This window comes from Halorussus pelagicus (assembly GCF_004087835.1).
Classification (GTDB): Archaea; Halobacteriota; Halobacteria; order Halobacteriales; family Haladaptataceae; genus Halorussus; species Halorussus pelagicus.
In genome coordinates this window covers 646536-667615 of record NZ_CP035119.1, presented here as the reverse complement: position 1 = coordinate 667615, position 21080 = coordinate 646536, and the positions used below count along the sequence as shown (strand labels likewise).

The 21080-nt window shown below is 64.0% G+C and carries 21 protein-coding genes and 1 tRNA gene; 12 read left to right on the top strand and 10 right to left on the bottom strand.

Going from position 1 to position 21080, the window contains the following annotated elements; all coding sequences use genetic code 11:
* The first annotated feature begins 224 nt into the window (after positions 1–224).
* From EP007_RS03405 to EP007_RS03390, 4 genes are read left to right on the top strand one after another with little or no spacing between them, the layout of a single operon-like run.
* Positions 225–692: a PGF-CTERM sorting domain-containing protein gene (locus tag EP007_RS03405; protein ID WP_128476313.1), complete on the top strand. Its 468-nt coding sequence runs from the start codon at positions 225–227 to the stop codon at positions 690–692.
* The gene (locus tag EP007_RS03400; protein ID WP_128476312.1) at positions 689–2215 is read left to right on the top strand and encodes a molybdopterin-dependent oxidoreductase; all 1527 of its coding nucleotides are present in this window, start codon (positions 689–691) and stop codon (positions 2213–2215) included. The genes EP007_RS03405 and EP007_RS03400 overlap by 4 nt, the downstream gene beginning before the upstream one ends.
* Before the next feature lie 36 nt (positions 2216–2251).
* On the top strand, positions 2252–2527 hold the full coding sequence (locus EP007_RS03395; protein WP_128476311.1) for an ArsR/SmtB family transcription factor: 276 nt from the start codon (positions 2252–2254) through the stop codon (positions 2525–2527).
* Positions 2528–2561: 34 nt separating this feature from the next.
* Positions 2562–2849, top strand: coding sequence for a hypothetical protein (locus EP007_RS03390; RefSeq protein WP_128476310.1), 288 nt, complete (start codon positions 2562–2564; stop codon positions 2847–2849).
* On the opposite strand, the gene EP007_RS17305 is transcribed toward EP007_RS03390, so the two are convergent.
* Complete coding sequence (locus tag EP007_RS17305) at positions 2850–3008, bottom strand: HVO_2523 family zinc finger protein (RefSeq protein WP_166035420.1); 159 nt, start codon at positions 3006–3008, stop codon at positions 2850–2852.
* 161 nt (positions 3009–3169) lie between these two features.
* Positions 3170–6277 carry an adenosylcobalamin-dependent ribonucleoside-diphosphate reductase gene (locus EP007_RS03385; protein ID WP_128476309.1) on the bottom strand — a complete coding sequence of 1036 codons (3108 nt, stop codon included), beginning with the start codon at positions 6275–6277 and terminating at the stop codon, positions 3170–3172.
* Positions 6278–6676: 399 nt separating this feature from the next.
* Here EP007_RS03385 and EP007_RS03380 point away from each other — a divergent pair, with 399 nt between their 5' ends.
* A complete protein-coding gene (locus EP007_RS03380) occupies positions 6677–6871 on the top strand; it encodes a hypothetical protein (RefSeq protein ID WP_128476308.1) in 195 nt (64 codons plus the stop codon).
* 164 nt (positions 6872–7035) lie between these two features.
* On the opposite strand, the gene trpG is transcribed toward EP007_RS03380, so the two are convergent.
* From trpG to trpD, 4 genes are read right to left on the bottom strand one after another with little or no spacing between them, the layout of a single operon-like run.
* Positions 7036–7656 carry an anthranilate synthase component II gene (gene trpG / locus EP007_RS03375; RefSeq protein ID WP_128476307.1) on the bottom strand — a complete coding sequence of 207 codons (621 nt, stop codon included), beginning with the start codon at positions 7654–7656 and terminating at the stop codon, positions 7036–7038.
* The gene (gene trpE, locus EP007_RS03370) at positions 7653–9308 is read right to left on the bottom strand and encodes an anthranilate synthase component I (protein WP_128476306.1); all 1656 of its coding nucleotides are present in this window, start codon (positions 9306–9308) and stop codon (positions 7653–7655) included. Before trpE ends, trpG begins: the two co-directional genes overlap by 4 nt.
* Positions 9305–9985: a phosphoribosylanthranilate isomerase gene (locus EP007_RS03365; RefSeq protein WP_128476305.1), complete on the bottom strand. Its 681-nt coding sequence runs from the start codon at positions 9983–9985 to the stop codon at positions 9305–9307. Before EP007_RS03365 ends, trpE begins: the two co-directional genes overlap by 4 nt.
* On the bottom strand, positions 9982–10986 hold the full coding sequence (trpD, locus tag EP007_RS03360) for an anthranilate phosphoribosyltransferase (RefSeq protein WP_128476304.1): 1005 nt from the start codon (positions 10984–10986) through the stop codon (positions 9982–9984). Before trpD ends, EP007_RS03365 begins: the two co-directional genes overlap by 4 nt.
* A 328-nt stretch (positions 10987–11314) precedes the next feature.
* On the opposite strand from trpD, the gene EP007_RS03355 reads away from it, so the two are divergent.
* Positions 11315–11388: transfer RNA gene (locus EP007_RS03355), tRNA-Val, on the top strand.
* Positions 11389–11489: 101 nt separating this feature from the next.
* On the opposite strand, the gene EP007_RS03350 is transcribed toward EP007_RS03355, so the two are convergent.
* The 3 genes from EP007_RS03350 to EP007_RS03340 all read right to left on the bottom strand — a co-directional run bounded on the left by EP007_RS03350 (position 11490) and on the right by EP007_RS03340 (position 13221).
* Positions 11490–12056 carry a DUF7504 family protein gene (locus EP007_RS03350; RefSeq protein WP_128476303.1) on the bottom strand — a complete coding sequence of 189 codons (567 nt, stop codon included), beginning with the start codon at positions 12054–12056 and terminating at the stop codon, positions 11490–11492.
* Positions 12057–12058: 2 nt separating this feature from the next.
* The gene (locus EP007_RS03345; protein ID WP_128476302.1) at positions 12059–12730 is read right to left on the bottom strand and encodes a DUF7344 domain-containing protein; all 672 of its coding nucleotides are present in this window, start codon (positions 12728–12730) and stop codon (positions 12059–12061) included.
* Positions 12731–12915: 185 nt separating this feature from the next.
* The gene (locus EP007_RS03340; RefSeq protein ID WP_128476301.1) at positions 12916–13221 is read right to left on the bottom strand and encodes a lycopene cyclase domain-containing protein; all 306 of its coding nucleotides are present in this window, start codon (positions 13219–13221) and stop codon (positions 12916–12918) included.
* 166 nt (positions 13222–13387) lie between these two features.
* Here EP007_RS03340 and EP007_RS03335 point away from each other — a divergent pair, with 166 nt between their 5' ends.
* Both EP007_RS03335 and EP007_RS17300 read left to right on the top strand, forming a co-directional pair.
* Positions 13388–14530, top strand: a complete 1143-nt coding sequence (locus EP007_RS03335) for a CBS domain-containing protein (RefSeq protein ID WP_128476300.1) — start codon at positions 13388–13390, stop codon at positions 14528–14530.
* Between the two features lie 107 nt (positions 14531–14637).
* A complete protein-coding gene (locus EP007_RS17300; RefSeq protein WP_166035378.1) occupies positions 14638–14799 on the top strand; it encodes a hypothetical protein in 162 nt (53 codons plus the stop codon).
* A gap of 13 nt (positions 14800–14812) precedes the next feature.
* Here EP007_RS17300 and EP007_RS03330 read toward each other — a convergent pair whose 3' ends face one another.
* On the bottom strand, positions 14813–15814 hold the full coding sequence (locus tag EP007_RS03330; RefSeq protein ID WP_128476299.1) for a phosphate signaling complex PhoU family protein: 1002 nt from the start codon (positions 15812–15814) through the stop codon (positions 14813–14815).
* 271 nt (positions 15815–16085) lie between these two features.
* Here EP007_RS03330 and EP007_RS03325 point away from each other — a divergent pair, with 271 nt between their 5' ends.
* From EP007_RS03325 to pstB, 4 genes are read left to right on the top strand one after another with little or no spacing between them, the layout of a single operon-like run.
* Entirely contained in the window at positions 16086–17177 is a 1092-nt protein-coding gene (locus EP007_RS03325) for a PstS family phosphate ABC transporter substrate-binding protein (protein WP_128476298.1), read from the top strand.
* Positions 17174–18247 carry a phosphate ABC transporter permease subunit PstC gene (gene pstC, locus EP007_RS03320; RefSeq protein ID WP_128476297.1) on the top strand — a complete coding sequence of 358 codons (1074 nt, stop codon included), beginning with the start codon at positions 17174–17176 and terminating at the stop codon, positions 18245–18247. Before EP007_RS03325 ends, pstC begins: the two co-directional genes overlap by 4 nt.
* A complete protein-coding gene (gene pstA / locus EP007_RS03315; RefSeq protein ID WP_128476296.1) occupies positions 18244–19869 on the top strand; it encodes a phosphate ABC transporter permease PstA in 1626 nt (541 codons plus the stop codon). The genes pstC and pstA overlap by 4 nt, the downstream gene beginning before the upstream one ends.
* On the top strand, positions 19866–20783 hold the full coding sequence (gene pstB / locus EP007_RS03310; RefSeq protein WP_128476295.1) for a phosphate ABC transporter ATP-binding protein PstB: 918 nt from the start codon (positions 19866–19868) through the stop codon (positions 20781–20783). The genes pstA and pstB overlap by 4 nt, the downstream gene beginning before the upstream one ends.
* The last annotated feature ends 297 nt before the right edge of the window (positions 20784–21080 follow it).

Below are 21080 nucleotides of genomic sequence, written 5' to 3'. Positions count from 1 at the left end.
CTCCGGCAGTGTTTTCTCTCGGACTTCCCCTGCGACTGCTCAACGACTATCGCGGACTTCGCCACCGACCGTTCGACCGCACCGCGGACTTCCCCTGCGACTGCTCAATTGAGCAGTCGCAGGGGAAGTTGGAACGAATTTGGAACGGAGTCGGCCCGAACCGGGAACGGAGTGGGTCCGAACTTCGAAAAATCCCTTTTAGGGTGGCTCTCGCCGGTAGAATCATGCGATTTGCAACATCGATTACGGTGGCAGTGGTACTACTCACAGTCTGCGTCGCGCCGATTACGGCCCAGCAGACGACCGAGTGCGGCCCGACGACCAGCGAGATGATGGGCGACGAGTCGATGAACGAGACGACCGCAATGATGAGTGAGACGACGAATGGCGAGATGATGGACAACGAATCGATGACCGAGACGACCGAGATGATGGGTAACGAATCCATGGACTCGGAAACGACGACCTGTGAGGGCGACTCGATGAGCGACGAGTCGATGGACGAGACGACCGATTCGATGTCCGACGACTCGATGGCCGATACCACCAGCGAGAGCATGAACGACGACTCGATGAGCGAGACCACCGCCGATTCGGACGACGAGTCCAGCGCGTTCGCGCCCGGATTCGGCGTCGGCGCGGCACTGGTCGCGCTAGTGGGCGCGCTCTACATCGCGCGGAGGCGACCGTGAGCGACCGACCCGACGCGGGGGGCGTCCTCGACCGCCGCGACTCGCGGGGTCTCCTCGCTTCGACCGTCGTCGCGGGCGCGGCCGGAGTCGCGGGCGTCGCGGGGTCCTACGCCGCGGTCGGCCGGACGCCCGCGTTCGTCGCCGCGCCGATAAGCGAGGTCGTGGTCGCTTCGACGCCCGACGCGGTCGTCGCGTGGTCCATCCAGACCCTCGGCAACCTCGGGGCGCAACTCGGGTTCCTGCTGGCGCTCGCGCTCACGGTCGGTCTCTTCGCGTTGACGACCGCAGTCGCCGCCCTCCTCGCCGACCGGTTCGCGGTCCCGCCGTTCGCAGTCGCGCCCGTGGCCTGCGTCGCCGTCGCGCTGGCGCTCACGGGGTCGGCAGTCTCCACGCTCGCGGCCGGTGCGGGCGCTGGTCTCGTGGTCGCGCTCGCGTCGCTCGGCGTGGACCGAGAGTCGGAGACCGCCGACTCCTCCCGGTCGGCCCGGCGGCGCGTCCTCCAAGCGGTCGCTGGCGCGTTCGCGGTCGGCGGCGTCGGCGCGGTCCTCGGGACCCGCGAGGGCGGCGACGTGCCCGACGCCGACGGCGAGATTTCGGCCGGGGTCCAGTCCCTACTGGACGAGGCCGGAGACAAATCCCTCGATGTGGACGGCATCGAGCCGCTCGTCAGCGAGCAGTTCTATCAGGTCGATATTAACAACGTGGACCCGACTCCGGACCGAGAGGACTGGACGCTCAGCGTGACCGGCGCGGTCGAGGAGGAGGTCGAGTTCGACTACGACGACTTGGCCGGGATGAACGACGCGACCGAACACCGGTTCGTCACCCTGCGATGCGTCGGCGAGCGCCTGAACGGCAAGAAGATGGACACCGCGCTCTGGACCGGCGTGCCCGTGATGGACCTGCTCGACTCGGCGGGTATCGAGACCGACGAGTGCTGTGTCATGCTCCGCGCCGCCGACGACTACTTCGAGGAGTTCCCGTTGTCGGCGCTCGAAGACGGCTTTCTGGCCTTCGAGATGAACGGCGAGGCGCTCCCCCGCGGCCACGGCTACCCCGTCAGGGCGCTGATTCCGGGCCACTGGGGCGAGATAAACGTGAAGTGGCTCACCGAAATCGAGGTGCTAGAGGAGGAAGCGAAAGGGTACTGGGAGAAGCGCGGGTGGCACGGCACCGGTCCCGTCAACACCGTCGCCAAACTCCACACCGTAAATCGCCTCGGCGACGCCGCGGGCGGCGGGACCGAGATACAGGTCGGCGGCCACGCCTACGCGGGTACGCGAGGTATCCGGCGAGTCGAGGTTTCGACCGACGGCGGCGACTCGTGGAGCGAGGCGACGCTCTCCGAGCGGTTGCCCGCCGAGGACGCGTGGCGACAGTGGGAGTACACCTACGAGGCGGCCGAACCGCACGAGGTCGTCGTCCGCGCCACCGACGGCGAGGGCGACCTGCAACCGAGTGAAGAGACCAATCCCTTCCCGAGCGGGCCGTCCGGGTGGGTCTCGAAACGCGTCGAGCCGTAAGTATAAGCGTCGTGACTGACAATCGAAAGACAGCAGATGGACAAGGCGCTCTGGTACTTGCTCACGGCGACCCGCGGCGGCGAGAACCGCGCGCGACTCATCCGCGAACTCTCCGAGCGCCCACGCAACGCCAACCAACTCGCCGACGCGCTCGACGTGCGGTACAAGACGGTGCGCCACCACCTCGACATGCTCGAAGACCACGGCGTCGTCGAACCGGGAGACAACGAGTACGGGAAGCTCTACTTCCTCACCGACCAGTTCGAACAGCACCGCGAAGCGTTCGAGGAAATCATCGAACACATCGAATGATACGGAACCGACCGACTGACACGGAGACCACAACATGAGTACGATACAGTTCGCCAGCGGAATCGCGGTCGTGAACATCCTCCTGCTCGGCCTGCTCACGACCGTCTGGGTCCGCAACTACCGGAAGTTCCGGACCTCGTTACTGCTCGGACTGGTCGCGTTCGGGAGCGTCATGCTCGCCGAGAACGTGGTCGCAATCTACTTCTTCTTCAGCATGAAGATGCTCTACTCGGGGGACCCGACCGTCCAGCAGGCCGTGCTGGTGCTTCGGGGCTTGCAGTTCGTGGCCATCGCGTTCCTGACGTGGGTCACGATGAAGTAGCTAGTAGAAGGTGTCAGCGCAATCCATGATTACGCCGTGTTGCGGACAGACGTACTTGCAGTGTCGGGAGTACAGCGGCGTCTCGCAGATGGGACACGGGCGGCCGCCTTGCTCGCTGGACGTGTCGTCGCCGTCTCCGCTTTCTACCGAATCGCTCATGCTCCGACGACGGGCAGCGAGCGCCAAGACTGTTTCGTCCGGTGACTCGCCCGAGCGACTGCGCCGGTCGTTTCTCTCCGCCGACCCGAACTCATCGACCGACCGAATCGCTCTGGCCCGCCGTCGAAAAAAGACGCCGTCAGTCCGGAGTCAATCCGGAGTCAGCACTCGCTCCAGCCACAGGACTCGCAGGTCTTGCAGCCTTCGGAGTAGTACAGCGACAGCGACCCGCAGTCGGGACACTCGGGGCTCTCGCCCGAGTCGATGATGTCCTGCCGGTCGGCCTCCTTGCTGGTTGCGACCGCACCGCTACCGTCGGTTTCCGGCTCCGAACGCCGCTCGACTCCCTCTTCGACCTCGGTGAGGTTCTTCTGCTGGGGGTAGGCTTTCTCGACTTCGCCGTCGAGATACCGGCGCAGGGCCGTGCCGATGGCGTCCGGGATGGAGTTTATCTGCTCGCCCTTGTCCCACGCGACCTTCGGACTCCGGATGCCTCGTAGCTCGTCGGCGATTTCCGAGGGATCGACGCCCGAGCGGAGCGCGGTCGAGATGGTCTTGGCCAGCGCCTCGGTGAACGAGGCGGTGAAGCCGCCGGAGTTGCCGATGTTGGCGAACAGCTCGAAGGGTCGGCCATGTTCGTCCTCGTTGATGTTGACGTAGAGTTTGCCGTACCCGGTGTCGATGCGCTGGGTGATGCCGTGAAGCACGTCGGGCCGGGGGCGCTTGCTGGCGTACGGACCGTCGCCGTCCTCGCCGTCGGCAATTTTGAGGATGGACTCGACTTCCCGGTCGAGTGCGGCCTGCACGTCCTCGTTGTCGAGGAAGCCGTCGATGCCGCCGAAGACCTCGTTGATCTGTTCGACGAGCGTCTCGGCGGCCTCGCTCTCGTCGGCGAACTCCTTGTTGTCCGCGCGAGTCGTGAGGACCTGCTTCGAGCGGGTGCCGTCGCGGTAGACGGTCACGCCCTTGCCGCCGTTCTCGTAGATGTACTCGTAGACTTCCCGCATGTCCTCTTTGCTCGCGTCGTTCGGGAAGTTACAGGTCTTCGAGATGGCCGAGTCCACGCCCTCCTGACAGGCGCACTGCACCGCGGCGTGGTCCTTGCCAGAGAGGTCGGAGGTCACGACGAACAGTTCGCCGATGGCGTCCGGGACGGTACTCAGCCCATCGACGCCGTCGAACTCGTTTGCCGCCATCTGCTCTTGGGCCTCCTGTTTGACCGCTTCAACGTCGATGTCGTTGTCCTCCAGCGTCCGGAGGAAGTAGTCGTCGAACTCCACGAGCATCTCGTCGCCCTGCACGTCGTCGGAGACGTTCTTGTAGTAGGCGACGTTGTAGATGGGTTCACACCCGCCCGTGGTGTTGCCGACCATCGAGGTGGTGCCGGTCGGGGCGATGGTCGTCGTATTGTGGTTCCGAATCTGGAAGCCGTCCTCCCAGTCGTCGGCGCTCAGGCCGGTCTGCTTTTCGAACCACTCGGCGTACTCGGTCGGGTTCGCGTACTTGCTCTTGTCCCACTCCTCGAAGGACCCGCGCTCCTCGGCGAGTTCGTGGGAGGTCCACTTGCTCTCGTGGTTGATGTACTGCATCAACTGGCGCGCGATTTCGTTTCCGGCGTCGCTACCGTACTCGACGCCGAGTTGGATGTAAAGTTGGGCCAGTCCCATGATGCCCAGTCCGATTTTGCGCATCTCCCGGACCTTCTGCTCTATCTTCTCGACCGGGAAGTCCGACATCGTGACGACGTTTTCGAGGAACCGGGTGCCGTACTCGATGCGGTGGTCGAAGTCGTCCCACGCCATCGCGTCGGCGAGGAAGGCGTCCACGGCCGCCTCGAAGTCGTCGTACTCGTCGCCGTGGTCGTCGTACCAGACCCGCCAGTCGGGCGCGTCTGTGTCCGCGAGCGTCGAGAGGTTGATATGGCCGAGGTTGCAGGCCTCGTACTCTTCGAGAGGCTGTTCGCCACAGGGGTTGGTCGCCAGAATCCGGTGGTCGGGGTGTTCCTCGACGTCGAACGAATGTTCCTTGTTGACGCGCTCGAGGTAGATGACACCGGGTTCACCGTTCTCGTGGGCACCATCGACCATGCGACTCCAGAGGAGTTCCGCGGGAATCGACAGTTCCTCGCCCACCTCGACGTGTTCGCCGAGGTCGAACATCTCGTAGAGTTCTTTGGTGTGTTCGGTGGCGATGTGGGGTTCCTCCGTCCGCGGGTTCGTGAAGGTGAACTCCTCGCCGTTCTTCACGGCCTCCATGAAGTCGTCGGTGACGCCCACCGAGATGTTGAAGTTCGAGAGGTGGCCCTCGGCGGCGTTCCGGAGGTGCTTGGGGACGCGACCCTCGTCGTCGATGAGTTCGCGGGCCTCTTCGAGTGCGTCTTTGAACGAGTTGTGAGTGTAGTCGTCGGGGTCGTTCAGACGGAGGCTGTGAGCGAGGCTCACGTCCTTGTTCTTCGCGTGGATGAACTGGATAACGTCGGGGTGAGAGACGCGCATGACGCCCATCTGTGCGCCGCGCCGCGCACCGCCCTGCGCGATGGTCTCGCACATCTGGTCGTATGTCCGCATGAACGTGATGGGACCGGAGGCGATGCCGCCCGTGCTACCCACCGCGTCGCCGTAGGGTCGGAGTCGCCAGAAGGCATAGCCCATGCCGCCGCCGCTCTGGAAGACTTCTGCGGCCTCCTTTGCGGTCTGGTGGATGTTGGTGATATCGTCGTCCGGCGAATCGACGAAACAGGCCGAAAGCTGTTGGAGTTCGTCGCCCGCGTTCATCAGGGTGGGCGAGTTCGGCATAAAGGAGAGGTCCTCCATCAGGGTCTCGAACTCCTCGCGCACGTCTTCGACGTGGGTGCGAATCTCGTCGGGAAGTTCCGGAACGACGGTCTCGTAGGAGAACTTGTTGACGTTGTAGACAGAGAGCGTCGTTTCGGCGTCGTCCTCGACGGTGGTGCCTTTCCCAAAGACTTCCCCGGCGAGTTCGTCGCGGCGGGGATGGTCGGGCTTGAGCTGGTCGGGCGTGACTGTGACTTCTTCGTCGCGCTTCTCGGCCTCGTAGACCGCTTCGGCCAAGGCGATGTTCTCGGCGACGCGCGGGAAGAGGCCCTCCTGCTCCTCGATGAGGTCCCCGTCCGCGTTCTTGCGGAGATAGCGTGCTGGTAGAATATTGTGGTACGCGTTTCCAGTAAGTCGGTCTTCGAGGGTCTCGCCCTCGGTCCGCTTGATCGGGAGCGTGAGTTCGTCGGCCGTCAGTTCGCCCGCACCGCTCATACGTCGGTCACCTCGGGCATCTGTCCGGCGATTCCCGCTCTCGGGAGTGGTGTAGTTCGATTCATTCGTGACGGAGCTTTCATTCTGAGGCCTCCACTTTAGTCCTTACTGTCTTATTTGGATTACTCCAATTATAGTTGAACTTTGATGCCTCTAGCCGGAATTAATTGAACCGTGAACGGCGGCTACACGAACGCCGGATTCACGGCTACGCGTTGTCGATCAATGATAGCGTCTGAACCCTAATAAGAGTATGCAGACCGTAGCGAAAGTAGTACACGAGTCGAACTAGTCGTTTAGTAATCAGCTTCTACACCGCTGATTTCCGGCGATTCGGTAGTATCGAACTATGTTAAGCGAGCGATACGTTTACGGTGCAGTGCGCTCGTTGTCCCGAGTATGAACGTCGCCCTCGCCGCTGGACTGCTTGACTCCGGACTGCTCGCAACCCCGCTCGGAAAACTGCTGGTCGGACTCGTCGCGCTCGCGGCTATCGTACTGGTCGGGCGCGTCCTCCTGAGCGTCGCGTGGAAGCTCCTGATCGTCGCCATCGTGGTCGTCGGCGGACTCTACACCACGGGCGTCATGCTGTAGCGCGGGCAAGTTTTAAACCCGAAGCCGTGACGAATCTTGCTCGGACGCTCCGCGCGGTTGTGCCGAGGGAGTTGGCGAGTCAGTCAACAGTGTCGATGACCGCACGACCGCCAGTCCGACTACCCTGAAAAGGCTGTGCCAAGCGACGAATCACCAGCGACGCGCTACGCGACGCCGTCGAGGAAGTTCCGAATCACGTCGTGACCGACGGCGGTCAGCACGCTCTCGGGGTGGAACTGGACGCACTCGATGGGGTGTTCGCGGTGGCGCACGCCCATCACCAGTTCCTCCCCGTCGTGGTCGGTGGTCGCGGTCACCTCGAAGCAGTCGGGAACCTCCGTCGCCACCAGCGAGTGGTAGCGCCCGGCGCGGAACCCCTGCTCCAGCCCCACGTACACGCCGCGCTCGTCGTGAGAGACCGGGAACGCCTTGCCGTGAATCGGTTCGGGCGCGCGACCGACCGACCCACCGTAGGCGTACACCGCGGCTTCCAGTCCGAGACAGACCCCGAGCGTCGGCACCTCGGGGCTAATCTCGCGGAACACGTCGAGCGTGACGCCCACGTCTCGCTCGTTCGCCGGGTGGCCCGGTCCTGGCGAGACGACGACGGCGTCGGGGTCGGTCTCGCGCACGTCCGCGAGCGTGGCCGTGTTCCGGACGACTTCGGTGTCGGCGTGCTGGCTCGTGTACTCCACGAGGTTGTACGTGAACGAGTCGAAGTTGTCCACGAAGAGGACCTGCTGGCGGTTCGCTGTCGCGGATTCGCCTCCGGCGCTCGCGGTCATTGCTCCACCTCCGGCGCGTCGGGGTCTGGAGTCTCGGACGCGTCCGAAGTCTCTCTCCCGTCCGACTCCTCGATACGTTCGAGGGCGGCCAGCACCCCGTCCATCTTCTGCTCGGTCTCCTCGTACTCGGCGGCGGGGTCGCTGTCGGCGACGATGCCCGCCCCTGCCTGCACGGTGATGCGGTCGCGCGGAGTCGTGTCCGGGTCGGACTCAACCGTCGCGGTTCGGATGACGATGGCGAAGTCGGCGTCGCCCGACCACGAGTAGTAGCCGACGCCGCCGCCGTAGAGACCGCGCGCCGCGAGCTCGAGGTCGTCGATTATCTCCATCGCGCGAATCTTCGGCGCGCCAGAGAGCGTTCCGGCGGGGAACGACGCGCGAGTCGCGTCGAAGGGGTCGGCATCGGCCGCGAGTCGGCCAGTCACGGTACTCTCGATGTGCTGGACGTGGCTGTACTTGAGGACGTTCATGAACTCCTCGACCTGCACGCTTCCGGCGTCGCTCACCCGGCGCACGTCGTTGCGAGCGAGGTCCACGAGCATGGTGTGTTCGGCCCGCTCCTTGCCGTCGGCGAGCATCTCGCCCGCGAGGCGGCGGTCCTCGACCGGACTCGACCCACGCGAGCAGGTGCCCGCGATGGGGTTGGCCATCACGTCTCGGCCGCGGACCGAGACCAGCGTCTCGGGACTCGCGCCGACCACGGTCAGGTCGTCGTAGCCGAGCAGATACATGTACGGCGAGGGGTTCACGTCCCGGAGCGCCGCGTAGAACCCGAGCGGGTCCACGTCGCCGCGGAGTTCGCGCTTCCGGGAGATGACGCCCTGATAGATGTCGCCGTCGAGGACGTGTTCCTTCGCGGTTCGGACCGCGTCCTCGTACTCCTCGCGCGGCCCGGCCGTCGCCGACTCGCGGACGAAGCCGCCGGTCTCGGGGGGTTCGGCCTCGCCGAGGAGGTTGGCCACGCGCTCGGCCTCCCGTTGCAGGTCGTCGTAGACCGCTCCGGCGTCATCGTCCGGTCCCACGAGCGGCGTGAAGACGAGCGAGACGGTTCCGGCGTGGTGGTCGAACGCGACGGTCTTGGTGTTGAGGACGAACTGCGCGTCGGGGAACCGCGAGTCGGGGCGCTCGACGCCGACCTCGTCCAACCAGAGGTCGTACACCGCGTCGTAGGCCAGAAAGCCGACCAGTCCGCCTTCGAACTGCTGGCGGTCCTCGTCGGGGAAGCCGCGCTGTTCGGCCTCGGGCATCGCATCCCGGAGCGTGTCGAGCGTATCGCCCTCGCGGTCTGCGGAGACGTACTTCGCGGCCCGACCGCCGAGCGACTCGACTGCCACGTCCTCAGGGGCGACCGTCACGACGGCGTCGGGGTCGTAGCCGACGTAGGAGTAGCGGGCGTGGCGGTCGCCCGACTCATCCGGCGAAAACGCGCCGTCGGGGTCGCTGGAGGCGGTCTTCTCGGCGCTCTCCAGCAGAAAGGCGTACTCCGAGGGGTCCGCCTCAGTCGAGCGCCCGGTCAGCGCCGCGTAGGCCGACAGCGGCGTGGCGTCCACGTCGAGTTCGACCGCGACGCGGACGACGGTCGGGTCGTCGCGGCCCGCGAGGTCCACGAACTGCTCGCGCTCCGGAGTCGTCGCGTCGTCCCCGAGTGTCATGGTGCCGGAGGTGAGTGGGTTCGTTTCGCGTTCGCCACGAAGTCGGCGACAGCGTCCGGGTCTTTTCGGCCCTCGACCGTCGGTGACTGGTCGTCGGTTCCTTCGTCGCGGTCCACGCCGCTCGCCACGTCCACGGCGAACGGCTCGACCGCCTCTACGGCGTCGGCGACGTTCGTCGGGGTAAGTCCCCCAGCAAGGACGACCGGCGAATCGAGCGTCGAGACGGCTTCGGCGGTCCGGTCCCAGTCGTGGGTCTCGCCGGTGCCGCCCGCGCCGTCGTCGTCAACCGAGTCTACCAGCAGTGCGTCGGCCACTTCGTCGTAACGTCGGGCGGCCTCGGGGTCGGTGGCGTCTACGACTTTGATGACCTTCGCCTCGACGCTCGAAGTCAGGTACGCGAGGTCGCCGACGCCGAACTCGTCGTGAAGTTGGACTGCGTCGGGTTCGACGGTCTGGACGAGTTCGACGGCGCGCTCGGGCGAGTCGGGCATCGTGACGAGGACGCTGGTGACGAACGGCGGGACGGCGTCGGCGATTTCGACCGCGCGCTGGGGGTTGATTTCGCGGGGAGAATCGACGGGCACGTCCACCAGTAGGCCGACCGCGTCCGCACCCGCATCGACGGCGACCCGGAGGTCGTCGGTGGAGGTGAGTCCGCAGATTTTCACGCGCGTCATGCTCTCACGGTGGTCCGTAACTCCTCGAACTGGTCGGCGGCCCCGCCGTCGTCGATGGCCTTGGCGGCGAGTTGTGTCCCGTCTTCGAGCGAGTCGGCTTCGCCCGCGACGTAGAGGGCGGCCCCAGCGTTGGCGAGGATGATATCGCGCTTCGCGCCGGTCACCTCGCCGTCCACGATGCCGCGCATGTCCTCGGCGTTCTCCTCGGGAGTGCCACCGGCAACGTCGGCGATGTCGTGGCGCGCGAGACCGAGGTCTTCGGGCGCGATGGTGTACTCCTCGATGTCGTCGCCCCTGACCTCCGCGGCTGTGGTCTCGTCGTGGACCGTGATTTCGTCCATGCCTGCGCCGTGAACGACGAGCGCGCGCTCGACCTCCATCTTGGCGAGCGAGCGCGCGAGGACCGGTACGAGGTCGGGGTCGTAGACGCCGACGACCTGCGCGTCGGCCCCGGCGGGGTTCGTCAGCGGGCCGAGGACGTTGAACACCGTTCGCATCCCCAGTTCCTTTCGCGGGCCGATAACTGCCTTCATCGCGGGGTGGAAGATCGGCGCGAGCATGAACCCGATTCCGTCGTCCTCGATGGCGCGCTCAACCGCCGGGGGTTCGGCGTCGATTTCGACGCCAGCGACCTCCAGCACGTCGGCGCTCCCCGACGACGAGGAGACCGAGTAGTTGCCGTGTTTGGCCACCGGGACGCCCGCGCCGCTGGCGACGATGGCGCTAGTGGTCGAGACGTTGATCGTGTCGTAGTCGTCACCGCCGGTCCCGCAGGTGTCCACGAGCGGCGAGCGGTCGGGGTCGATGGTTCGGGCGGCGTCGCGCATGCCTTGGGCGAACCCGGCGATTTCGGTCTCGGTCTCGCCCTTCGCCCGGAGCGCCGCGAGCAGTGAGCCGATCTGTGCCTCGGTCGCGTCCTCGAAGACGGCCGTGGCCGCCTCGCGCGCCTCGTCGAGGGTCAGATTCTCGCCCTCGGTGACGCGTTCGATGTAATTCTGCATTTGAAATCACCAATGTACGTCTTCGTCTTACAATGAACACAATCGTACATCGACTTAAAGGTGTCGGGGCGCAAAGAACTGTCCGGCGCAGGTCGGTCGTCGTCCTTGTCGGGGGGACAGAGTGGGCGCGAACTTCCCCGGAATCAGGGAGCGGAGGACGTTTCGAGCCAATCATGCTTCCCGTGAGAACGAAAATTGAGTTCACAGACCGCGACGACCCCTTCTCGGCGAACCTTCATGGTAAATCGCTGGACTGCGACCGAATCGAAAGGTTCAATTGTATCGCGGGTAAACGAAGAAATGCGTCCGACAAAGACCGCAGCAAAATGGGTTTGTGGTCTAGTTGGTTATGACACCTCCTTGACATGGAGGAGGTCGGCAGTTCAAATCTGCCCAAACCCACTCCACTTTTCCAACGTTTCCGAAGTTCGAGTTTCGACTCTGTGAAACTTCACTACTCACGACAACCGCTTTCGAAGTCACTGGCCCACCGAAACGACCGCTCACCCGATTTCGTACTCGGCGTCGCACATCGCCCGGAATCGCTCGAACGTCTCGTCGGCGATGGCGTCGGGGTTCGCGCCGTACACGCCGTGAATATCCTGCGCTCGCACGCGACTGGTCAGCGTCTGGAAGAACCGACAGACGCGACTGGCGTCGGCATACATCAACAGCACCCCGAGCGCGTCGAGGACGACCCATCCGGTTTCGGACTCGACGTGTCTGATCGCGTCGGAGAATCGCATGGCGATGCCGGTCAGGTCGTTCGGATTCACGGGGTCGGTCGTCCACAGGTCGCCGTCGTAGTCGCAGGTCGCGGGGACCACCGGGACGACACCGACGTTCGCGGGGTCGTGGCCCGCGTGCTCCAGTCGCGTTTCGAGTCGCTTCGGGTGGTCGCGCGCCGAGACTATCAGCACGTTGTCGTACGCGCGCTCCGGCAGGGCGGCCAGCGGGTCGGCGTTGGTCGGCGTCCGAACGAGCGTTTGGGACCCGGCGGGGGCGAACGCGTCGCGTCGCGGGTTCTCGCGTCCGGGCGCACGCTTGCTTGACCGCACCACCTCGTCCATCGTCAGGACTCCTGAATCTCCGGGGGCGTCTCGCCAGCACCGCCAGCGTGCCGGGAGTAGTACGTGTGCGCGACGGCGACCGCGCCGTAGACGGCGACGACGCCGGTCGCAAGCAGCACGTCGCCGACCAGCGAGAAAGGCGGCAGACCGAGCCACGCGCCCGTGAGCAGTCCCAGTCCGCCGACTGCGAGTCCGAGGTACCAGTTACACCACGGGATGTCGGGTCGGGTTTCGAGGTCGAGATACACGTCGAGTTGTCCGGCGGCGTCGGAAAGTTCCACGATACCGCGGTTCTGGTTGTAATCGACGATGTCCGCGTCGTCCAGTTTCGGGAGGTGAGACTGATAGAGCGCAGTATACACGCGCTTGCGTTCCGCCGCCGAAATCGCATCGACCGCGATGTCGTTTTCCCACGCAGCGACCTGTTCGGCGAGTTCCGACAACTGGACCGACTCGTCGGCACGCCTGAGATAATGGAGCGCGTATCGTCGCCGTTGATTTTTCAGAACGTCGAAAACCAGATCGCGGGAGAGTTCCGATTCGGACTCCTCCTCCTCGCTCTCGGCATCGACGATGTCAGAGACCTGCTGTTTCGCTACAGCCGAGTCCTGCTGGTCCGGAGTCTCCTCCGGCTCGGTACTTCCGGTTCCGGATGAGTCACCAATGGTGCTCATTAATATGCCACCCCTTGCTCGTAACCCAGCATGGATAGAACACATCGCCGGGATTAGCCTTTGTTATTCACCATTTACCTACCGACAATGGTTGCTTACGGATAGTTGCGATATCATCTCAGCCCGACGCAGTCATGCGGTAATCACCGCTTACGGCACGTTTGGTCGGCGTCGAACGCTCCGGGTCAGTTCCGGTCGCGTAGACTCTCGTGTATCCCGAGGACGAACGCCGGAACGACCACCATGAAGAGATGTTCCTCGATTGGAATCCCGAGAAAGTCGATGCCGGTTCGAAGTTGGATGGCAAACACGCCGATATGGAGCGTGTACCAGTCCCACAAATAGGCGATTGGATACAGCACCGCGATAGTGCGGGCGGCTTGAACCAACGCGTCGGCCCGATAGAGGAGTCCTACCGCGACGGTTCCGAAGACCGCCTCGCTCACGAGATACGTGTACTCGCCGAAGACCGCGCCGATGTCGGGTATCACTCTCCCCAATACGGGCGCTCTCGGCAAAACGTTACGGGCGGACGACGAAATCGAGGCACTACTCTGCAACCTGATACGTTACCCCCGAAGGGCAGCCGAAGAAGTTCCCAATTTCCTGTAACTCGGCCAAGTTTCATTATTACTGGTGGCCTACGTTCAAGTGACGATGGACATCGCTGATATCGCAACGACGGAATACATCGAGTTGGACGCCGAATCGAACGTCGGAAAGGCCCGTTCCATCTTCGACGAGCAGAACCCCAAAGGCATCATCGTGACCCGCGCAGGGAAGTACGAGGGCGTCATCACCCAGAAGCAACTGCTTCGCTCCCACATCGAGGACCACACCAAAGTCGATACGCTCACCAAGTCCGCACCGCGAGTCAAGCGAACCGACAACGTCAGAGACGTGGCCCGCGACTTGGTCGAGGGCGGGACCAAGGTCGCGCCCGTCTTCGAGTCGGGCAACCTCTGGGGTGTCGTCACGCAGGACCTCATCCTCGAAGCGGTGCTGGAGAACCTCGACACGTTGACGGTCGAGCAGATTTACACCGAGAACGTCGTCTCCATCGCGGAGGGCGACACGCTCGGGCAGGCCATCAACCGCCTGCGCGAACACGGCGTCTCCCGTCTCCCCGTCGTGGACGACGACGGACACCTCTCGGGCGTCGTCACGACCCACGACGTGGTGAACTTTGCGACCCGGAACGTCGAGAAGACGACGGTCGGCGACCGCTCGGGCGAGGGCGACCGACTGCTGGACCTCCCGGTGTACGACGTGATGTCGAGTCCGGCCGCCACGACCACGCTGGACGAGAGCGTCCGCGACGCCGTCGAGCGCATGTTCGACCACGACTACTCGGGACTCGTCGTCACCCCCGAGGACGACGACCGAGTGGTCGGCGGCGTCGTCACCAAGACCGACGTGCTCCGCGCGCTCTCGTACACCGAGGAGGACGTGCTGGACGTGCAGATCACCAACGTCAATCTGCTCGACACGCTCTCGCGGGAGTCGATCCGCTCGTCCATCGCGGAGATTTCGGACAAGTACCAGAAGATGCAGGTCCGCCACGCCCACGTTCGATTCCACGAACACAAGGAAAAGCTTCGGGGCACGCCGCTCATCCAGTGTAAGATTCGACTCCGAACCAACCGCGGGCAGGTCGCCGGGTCGGGCGAAGGCTACGGTGCAGAACAGTCGTTCAACGTCGCTCGTGACAAGCTAGAGCGCAACGTCCTCGAAATGAAGGGCGTCGAGAGCGACCGCGAGTACGAGGGCCAACTCCTCCGAAAGCTCGGTGAGTTGTAGAGACGACCCTCTCGTTTTCGGACCGTCGCGGCGAGAATCGGTGACACGTCGGCGGGTCGATTGTGCCGAAGCGCTAAATAATCGCCACCTGATAGTTCGTCACAACGATGGACGACGACGATAGCTCTGAGGCGGCCGATCATTTGCGAATGGTGGTGTACCTGCTGTTTCTGGGCGGGAGCGTCTTCGTCGGCCCGCTGGAAGCGGTGCTAGGTCTGGCAGTGTACTGGCTGTTCGACTCCGAGGAGACCGAATCGACGCCAGAGTAGACTTCGGGCGAACTCAGTTCTCGGGCCGCGGCGCGGCCTTCTGGAGGGCGGTCTCGGCGATGTTGCCGCCGTAGTCGGCGCTCCGGGACAGCGAGTCCACGACGAGGCTGAGTTGCTGGGCGCGCTCGGCGTCCATCCCGCGGATGAGGTCGTCAACCGCTCGGGTGTGTTCGTCGATTTCGCGGACGTGTTCGCGGGCGTCGTTTCCGAGTCGGGTCGCCTCCGTGCCCTCCTCTTCGAGGAGCGCGTCCATCGCCATCTCCACGATGTCGGCCGACTCGGCGTGGAGGTCTTCGAGGGCGTCGGCGACTTCGTCGGGAACCTCCCCGAGTTTCAGCGCGTGCTGGCCGATTTTGGCGGCGTGGTCGGCGACTCGCTCCAGTTGGCGGGCGCTGGAGTGGTAGTCGAAACACGTCTCGCGCGGGAGACCGATGTCGGCGGCGGTACTCGGGTTGCGAAGCGCCGACCGGAACACCCGCGAAATCATGAACCAGAGCCGGTCCACGTCGTCGTCGCGTTCGATAACGTCGGTGGCCAGATCGTCGTCGTTCTCGATCAGCGCGGTCACCGCGTCCTGAAGCATGGTTATCGAGACGAGGCGCATGCGCGTGATGGCGTTGTGAATCGACAACTCCGAGGAGTCGAGTAGGTCCTGCAAGACCACTCGGTCGCCGGTCTCCTCGATGACTTCCAGTCCGACGAGACCCTGCGTGGCGTCCCGGACCGTCCGGCGCTGGTCGGGCGTCACGCGGGTCGCTTCGAGGTTGATGATGTCGAACCCGCTGACGTAGAGGGTAAACACCGTCCGCATGAGTTCGGCACCTTCGAGATCGGCGATATCGACGGTGCCCTCGACCGTATCGTCTGCCGTCCGAGGCGAGAGCAACAGCGAATCGCCCTCGGGGTGGAACTCGACGCGGTCGCCTGCCTCGATGCCGTTTTCGGTCGCCCATCCCTTCGGAATCGAGACGGTGAACGTGGATCCGCCAGTGACCTGAACTTTCCGCGTCTCCATGTCACGACCCGAGATGCGCCACACAATAAATCTATTCAAATCTATATACGATAACATTCTCTCGGTGAGTCGTCGCGGCGATTCGTGAAACCTCGGTATCGAATCCACATTCCAGTTCCGAGGATATAGGCCATCTATCACCATTTGGAGGCCGTAGTCTCAGTTCTCTCGATGGGGCCGATATACAAGAATATCTGGGTATGAATGGGTACGTATGTATATATAGATATAATAGTAGGGTATTTACTTGGTCTCAGGCAACTATTTTCCAATGCGGGAAAGACCCTCTGTGGACCGTCGAACTGTTCTGCTTGGAGGGGGAACTGCCATCGCTGGACTAGCTGGCTGTATCAGTACGAGTTCGACGCCGCCTGGTAGTCGTGGGGGAACGACCACCGGGTCCGAGGCGTCGGACGACTCGTCTTCGGAGCAACTGAAGGCGGGTGGTTCCTCGACTGTATACCCGATAACGAGCAAGGCGGCGTCGGTGTGGAACTCCAACCCACCCGCCGACGACGAGGAATACTGGGGACCGAGCAACTACGGCATCGACACCGACGAGCGACTGGCGACCTACTGGGCCGGTCTGTACGACTTCGAAGCCAGCGGCTCCACGCCGCCGTTCAAGGTCAACGTCGGACTGAGTCACTCGGGGACCGGACTGGAGAAGTTGAAGAACGGTCTCGTGGATCTCGGTAACGCAAGCGCGTCCGTCGATGCCGAACTCCCGGACCTGAGCGAGGAGGAGCGAGAGAAGTACGTCAACCACGTCGTCGGCGTGGACGCCCAGCCAATCGTCCTCAGCAAGGAGGTCGCCGAGGCGGGCGTCGAACAGTTGACCGCCGAGCAGGTCCGGGACATCTACACCGGGGAGATTACCAACTGGTCGGAGATTCCCTCCTACGAGGGCGAGGACAAGGAGATTCAGGCCGTCGGGCGTGCGGAAGGGTCGGGGACCGACACTGCGTTCCGAGTGAACATGCTCGGCGGTCCCGACGCGGAGATGGGTGGCGTGGACGTGCGCAAGGGTCAGAACCAGCAGGTCAAGACCATCGTCTCCCGGTCGAACAACGCCATCGCGTACATGGCGCTGGCGTTCGTCACCGACGAAGTCGCCTCCATCGCGCTGGAGTTCGACGGCACGGTGTACGAACCCGGCAAAAACCTCGCGGACGAGGACTACCCCCTCTCGCGTGACCTCCACTGTTACACCTACGACGGAACCTCACAGAAGGAGGCCGCCTACCTCCGGATGATAATCAGCGAGTTCGGACAGGAGCGCTTCGTCGAACCGTCGGGCTACGCGATGTTGACCCAAGAACGGCGCGAGAACCAGATCGAAACGCTCTCGGACGCGAAATGATCGGAAGCGTCGCCACGCGCGTTCGGTCAGTCCGCACGACAGTCGGGGAGATGGACCGCGGGGAGCAGTTCGTTGACGGCGTCGCAATCGCGTCGGTGCTGGGCACGCTGTTGGCGTTCCTCGTCGCGCCCGCCTACACGGTGTTTCCGCTGTTCGCGTTCTTCGGCATCGTCATCTACGGGTGGAAAGCCTATCAGGCAAACACCGCGAAACTCCTGATGTTCCTGATGACGGCCTCGACCATCGTCATCCTCGGTCTCATCACTATTTACCTGATGCTCCGGTCGCTCCCGGTGTTTCAGGCGATGGGACTCGACATCATCTTCCGGACGAGCGAACCGCTCTGGTCCACCAGCGAGGGCATCTACTCGCTGGTCCCAATGATGTGGGGGACGCTCGTCACGACCCTGCTGGCGATGGCCATCGCCGCGCCCCTCGGCGTCGCCGGGGCGCTGTTCATCAGCGAAATCGCGCCGGGGTGGGCACGCGAAGTCATCAAGCCCGGCATCGAGATTCTGGCTGGCGTCCCCTCCATCGTCTACGGGTTCATCGGCTACGTCATCATCAACACGTACATGATGGACGAGTTTCAGCTCGCCAACTTCGGGAGCCTGTTCGCGGCCGGACTCGTCATCGGCCTGATGGCGCTCCCGACCGTCGTCTCCATCGCCGAGGACGCCATCGGGAGCGTGCCCGAGTCGATGAAAAGCGGGTCGCTCGCGCTCGGTGCGACCGACTGGCAGACCATCAAGAGCGTCACCATCCCCGCGTCGTTCTCGGGGGTCTCGGCGGCGGTCCTGCTCGGCGTCGGCCGAGCGGTCGGCGAGACCATGGCCGTCACCGTGATGTTGCCCCACCAGCAGGTCCTTCCCGACCCCCTCTACGACGTGTTCAAGGGAACTGAGACCCTGACGAGCGTCATCGCGGGCCAGTACGGCATCGCCTCGGGCGAGCAGATGTCGGCGCTGTTCGCGGCCGGGGTCGTGCTGTTCGTGACCGTCCTCGGACTTAGCATCGCCTCGCAACTGGTCGAAGCACACATGGAGCGCAAACTGGGTGGGAACCAATGAGCTACGAATCGAACAATCTGGTCGCCGACGAGTCGTCGCTGGCCGAGCGAGTCGCCGCGGGAGTCGTCGGTCTGAACGTCTTCTCGGTCATCATGGGTCTCGCGGCCATCTTCCAGTGGACCGAGGTCGAGAGCACCTTCTTCGGCGTGAGCCTGTTCGACCTCTACGGTGCCAGCCTCCTCGTCACGGGCGTCGCCGTCGTCGCGCTCGGTGTCGCCTCGCGCGCCGACCTCGTGGACGCGACCCCTGACCGGAGCGCCGGACTGCTCACGGGCGGTCTGTTCGGTCTCATCGGCGTCGTCACGGGCGCGCTGGTCGCCTCCCAGACGCTCGGTCTGAGTAGCGTTGCCCTCTGGCTGCCGGTCGCGCTCCTCGTCGGCGCGGGCGTCGTCGCAGTGGCGGTCCTGCCCCGCGAGGACATCGGTTCGACGCTCCCTGCGGGCGCGCTGTCGATTCTCGTCGGCGCGCTGTTCCTGCTCGACGTTCTCACCGTCGCGTGGGAGTGGGAACCCCAAGGCTTCTCGGCGACGTTCACCGGCCCGGTCGTCGTCCCGGCGCTGACCATCTTCGCGGGACTCGTCTGCGCGTGGGCGGCCGCGAAATCCCACGAGGGCTTTGGAACGCAGGGGCGACAGGCGGGGGCCTATCTGCTCGTCGGCCTGAACGCCTTCGGCATGCTCGGGGTCCTCCTCCTGCTCGTGCTCTTCATCGTGCAGAAGGGCTGGTCCCGGATGGTCGAGGGCATCAAACTCGGCCTGTTCAGCGAACCCGCGTTCTGGTTCCACATGCCCGGACTCGACCAGTACGTCGTCTTCGAGATTCCCGGCGTCTGGTTCCACTGGCCGTTCACGATGAACGGCTACTCGCTGTCCGGGGACGTGATGAACGGCGTGATGCCCTCCATCGTCGGCACGGTCTGGCTGGTCGTCGGCGCGGTGCTGTTCGCGGTGCCCCTCGGCGTCGGCGCGGCGGTGTTCCTTACCGAGTACGCCGAACAGGGCGGATTCACCCGCGCGGTCGAAATCGCCACGAACGGCCTGTGGAGTACGCCGAGCATCGTCTATGGCCTGTTCGGCTACGCATTCCTCGTGCCGCGACTCGGCAACAGCACGTCGCTCATGTCTGGGCAACTGGTGCTCGGCTTTATGCTCCTGCCGCTGGTTCTCATCACCAGCAGGGAGGCCATCCAGACGGTGCCCGACGAGTACCGCGACGCCAGCGCCGCACTCGGCGTCAGCCAGTGGGAGACTATCAAGAGCGTGGTCCTTCCGGCCGCGATGCCCGGCGTCATCACCGGCGTCATCTTGGGCGTCGGCCGCATCGCGGGCGAGACCGCACCCATCCTGCTGGTGGCGACCGGCAACCCGCAGGCCACGTCCGCGCCCGCGCTTCTCTCGGGCTTCCAGTTCACGTCCAGTCCGCCGTTCGTGGCGAACCCGGTTCTGCTGGACAGCATCAGCGCACTGCCCTACAAACTCTACGCGACCATCACGGCGGGCGTCATCAGCGACGACCCGGCGTTCGGCTGGGCCACCGCGCTGGTGTTGCTCGTCGTGGTGCTGTCGTTCTACGCCGTCGGTATCGCCTCTCGAATCTACTTCCGGAGGAAACTCGAACAATGAGCAACGCAGAATTCCAACAGAGCGAGCAAGCCAGCGAACAGGAACCGAGCCAGTCCACCACCGTCAGCGCCGAGAGCCAAGAGCAACTCAAAGACGAGTGGACCGACTACGAGTTCGAGGGCGCGCCCAAGATTTCGGTCGAGGACTTGGACGTGTACTACGGCGACGACCACGCCATCCAGTCGGTGTCGATGGACGTGCCCGAGAACAGCGTCACCGCACTTATCGGACCCTCGGGCTGTGGGAAATCGACGTTCCTCCGGTGTCTCAACCGGATGAACGACCGCATCAACGCCGCGCGCGTCGAGGGGTCGGTCGAGATAGACGACAGCGAAATCTATCAGGACGGCGTGAACCTCGTGGAGTTACGCAAGCGTGTCGGCATGGTGTTTCAGGCACCGAACCCGTTCCCGAAGTCGATTCGGGACAACATCGCCTACGGTCCGCGCAAGCACGGCGAAATCAACGACGGCCTGCTCGACAAACTGCTCGGCCGCGCTAACGACGAGAAGGAGGACGAACTCGTGGAACGGTCGCTCAGACAGGCCGCGCTCTGGGAGGAAGTGAGCGACCGACTGGACGACAACGCGCTCGGGCTGTCGGGAGGCCAGCAACAGCGCCTCTGCATCGGTCGGTGTCTCGCGGTTGACCCTGAAGTCATTCTGATGGACGAACCGGCCTCCGCGCTCGACCCCATCGCCACCGCCAAAATCGAAGACCTCATCGAAGAACTCTCCGAGGACTACACCGTCGTCGTCGTCACCCACAACATGCAACAGGCCGCTCGCATCTCCGACCAGACCGCGGTGTTCCTGACCGGCGGCGAGTTGGTTGAATACGGCGAGACCGACCAAATCTTCGAGAATCCCAACAGTCAGCGCGTCGAAGACTACATCACTGGGAAGTTCGGATAAAACGCTACGACCTTTTCCAGCGGTCGAAAATTCGCCGACGGCGAATTTTCTCCCTTGCAAAAGCTCGACCAAAAACACGGCGCTCCTCCCGCCGTTCGCTTCATTGTCGCGCCTTCGGCGCGACTGCTCGGAAGAGCTTCGCTCTTCCGGCGCTCACTTTGGTCGTCGCTTGGTCCGCTCGCTCACTCCCTTCGGTCGTTCGTTCGCGGGGGATTTCGGTGTGTGACGGTGGAAAGCCGATATTCGCGGATTTCGAAGTTGGTTGCTAGGCACGGACTCATAACCGTCAAGCCGCGA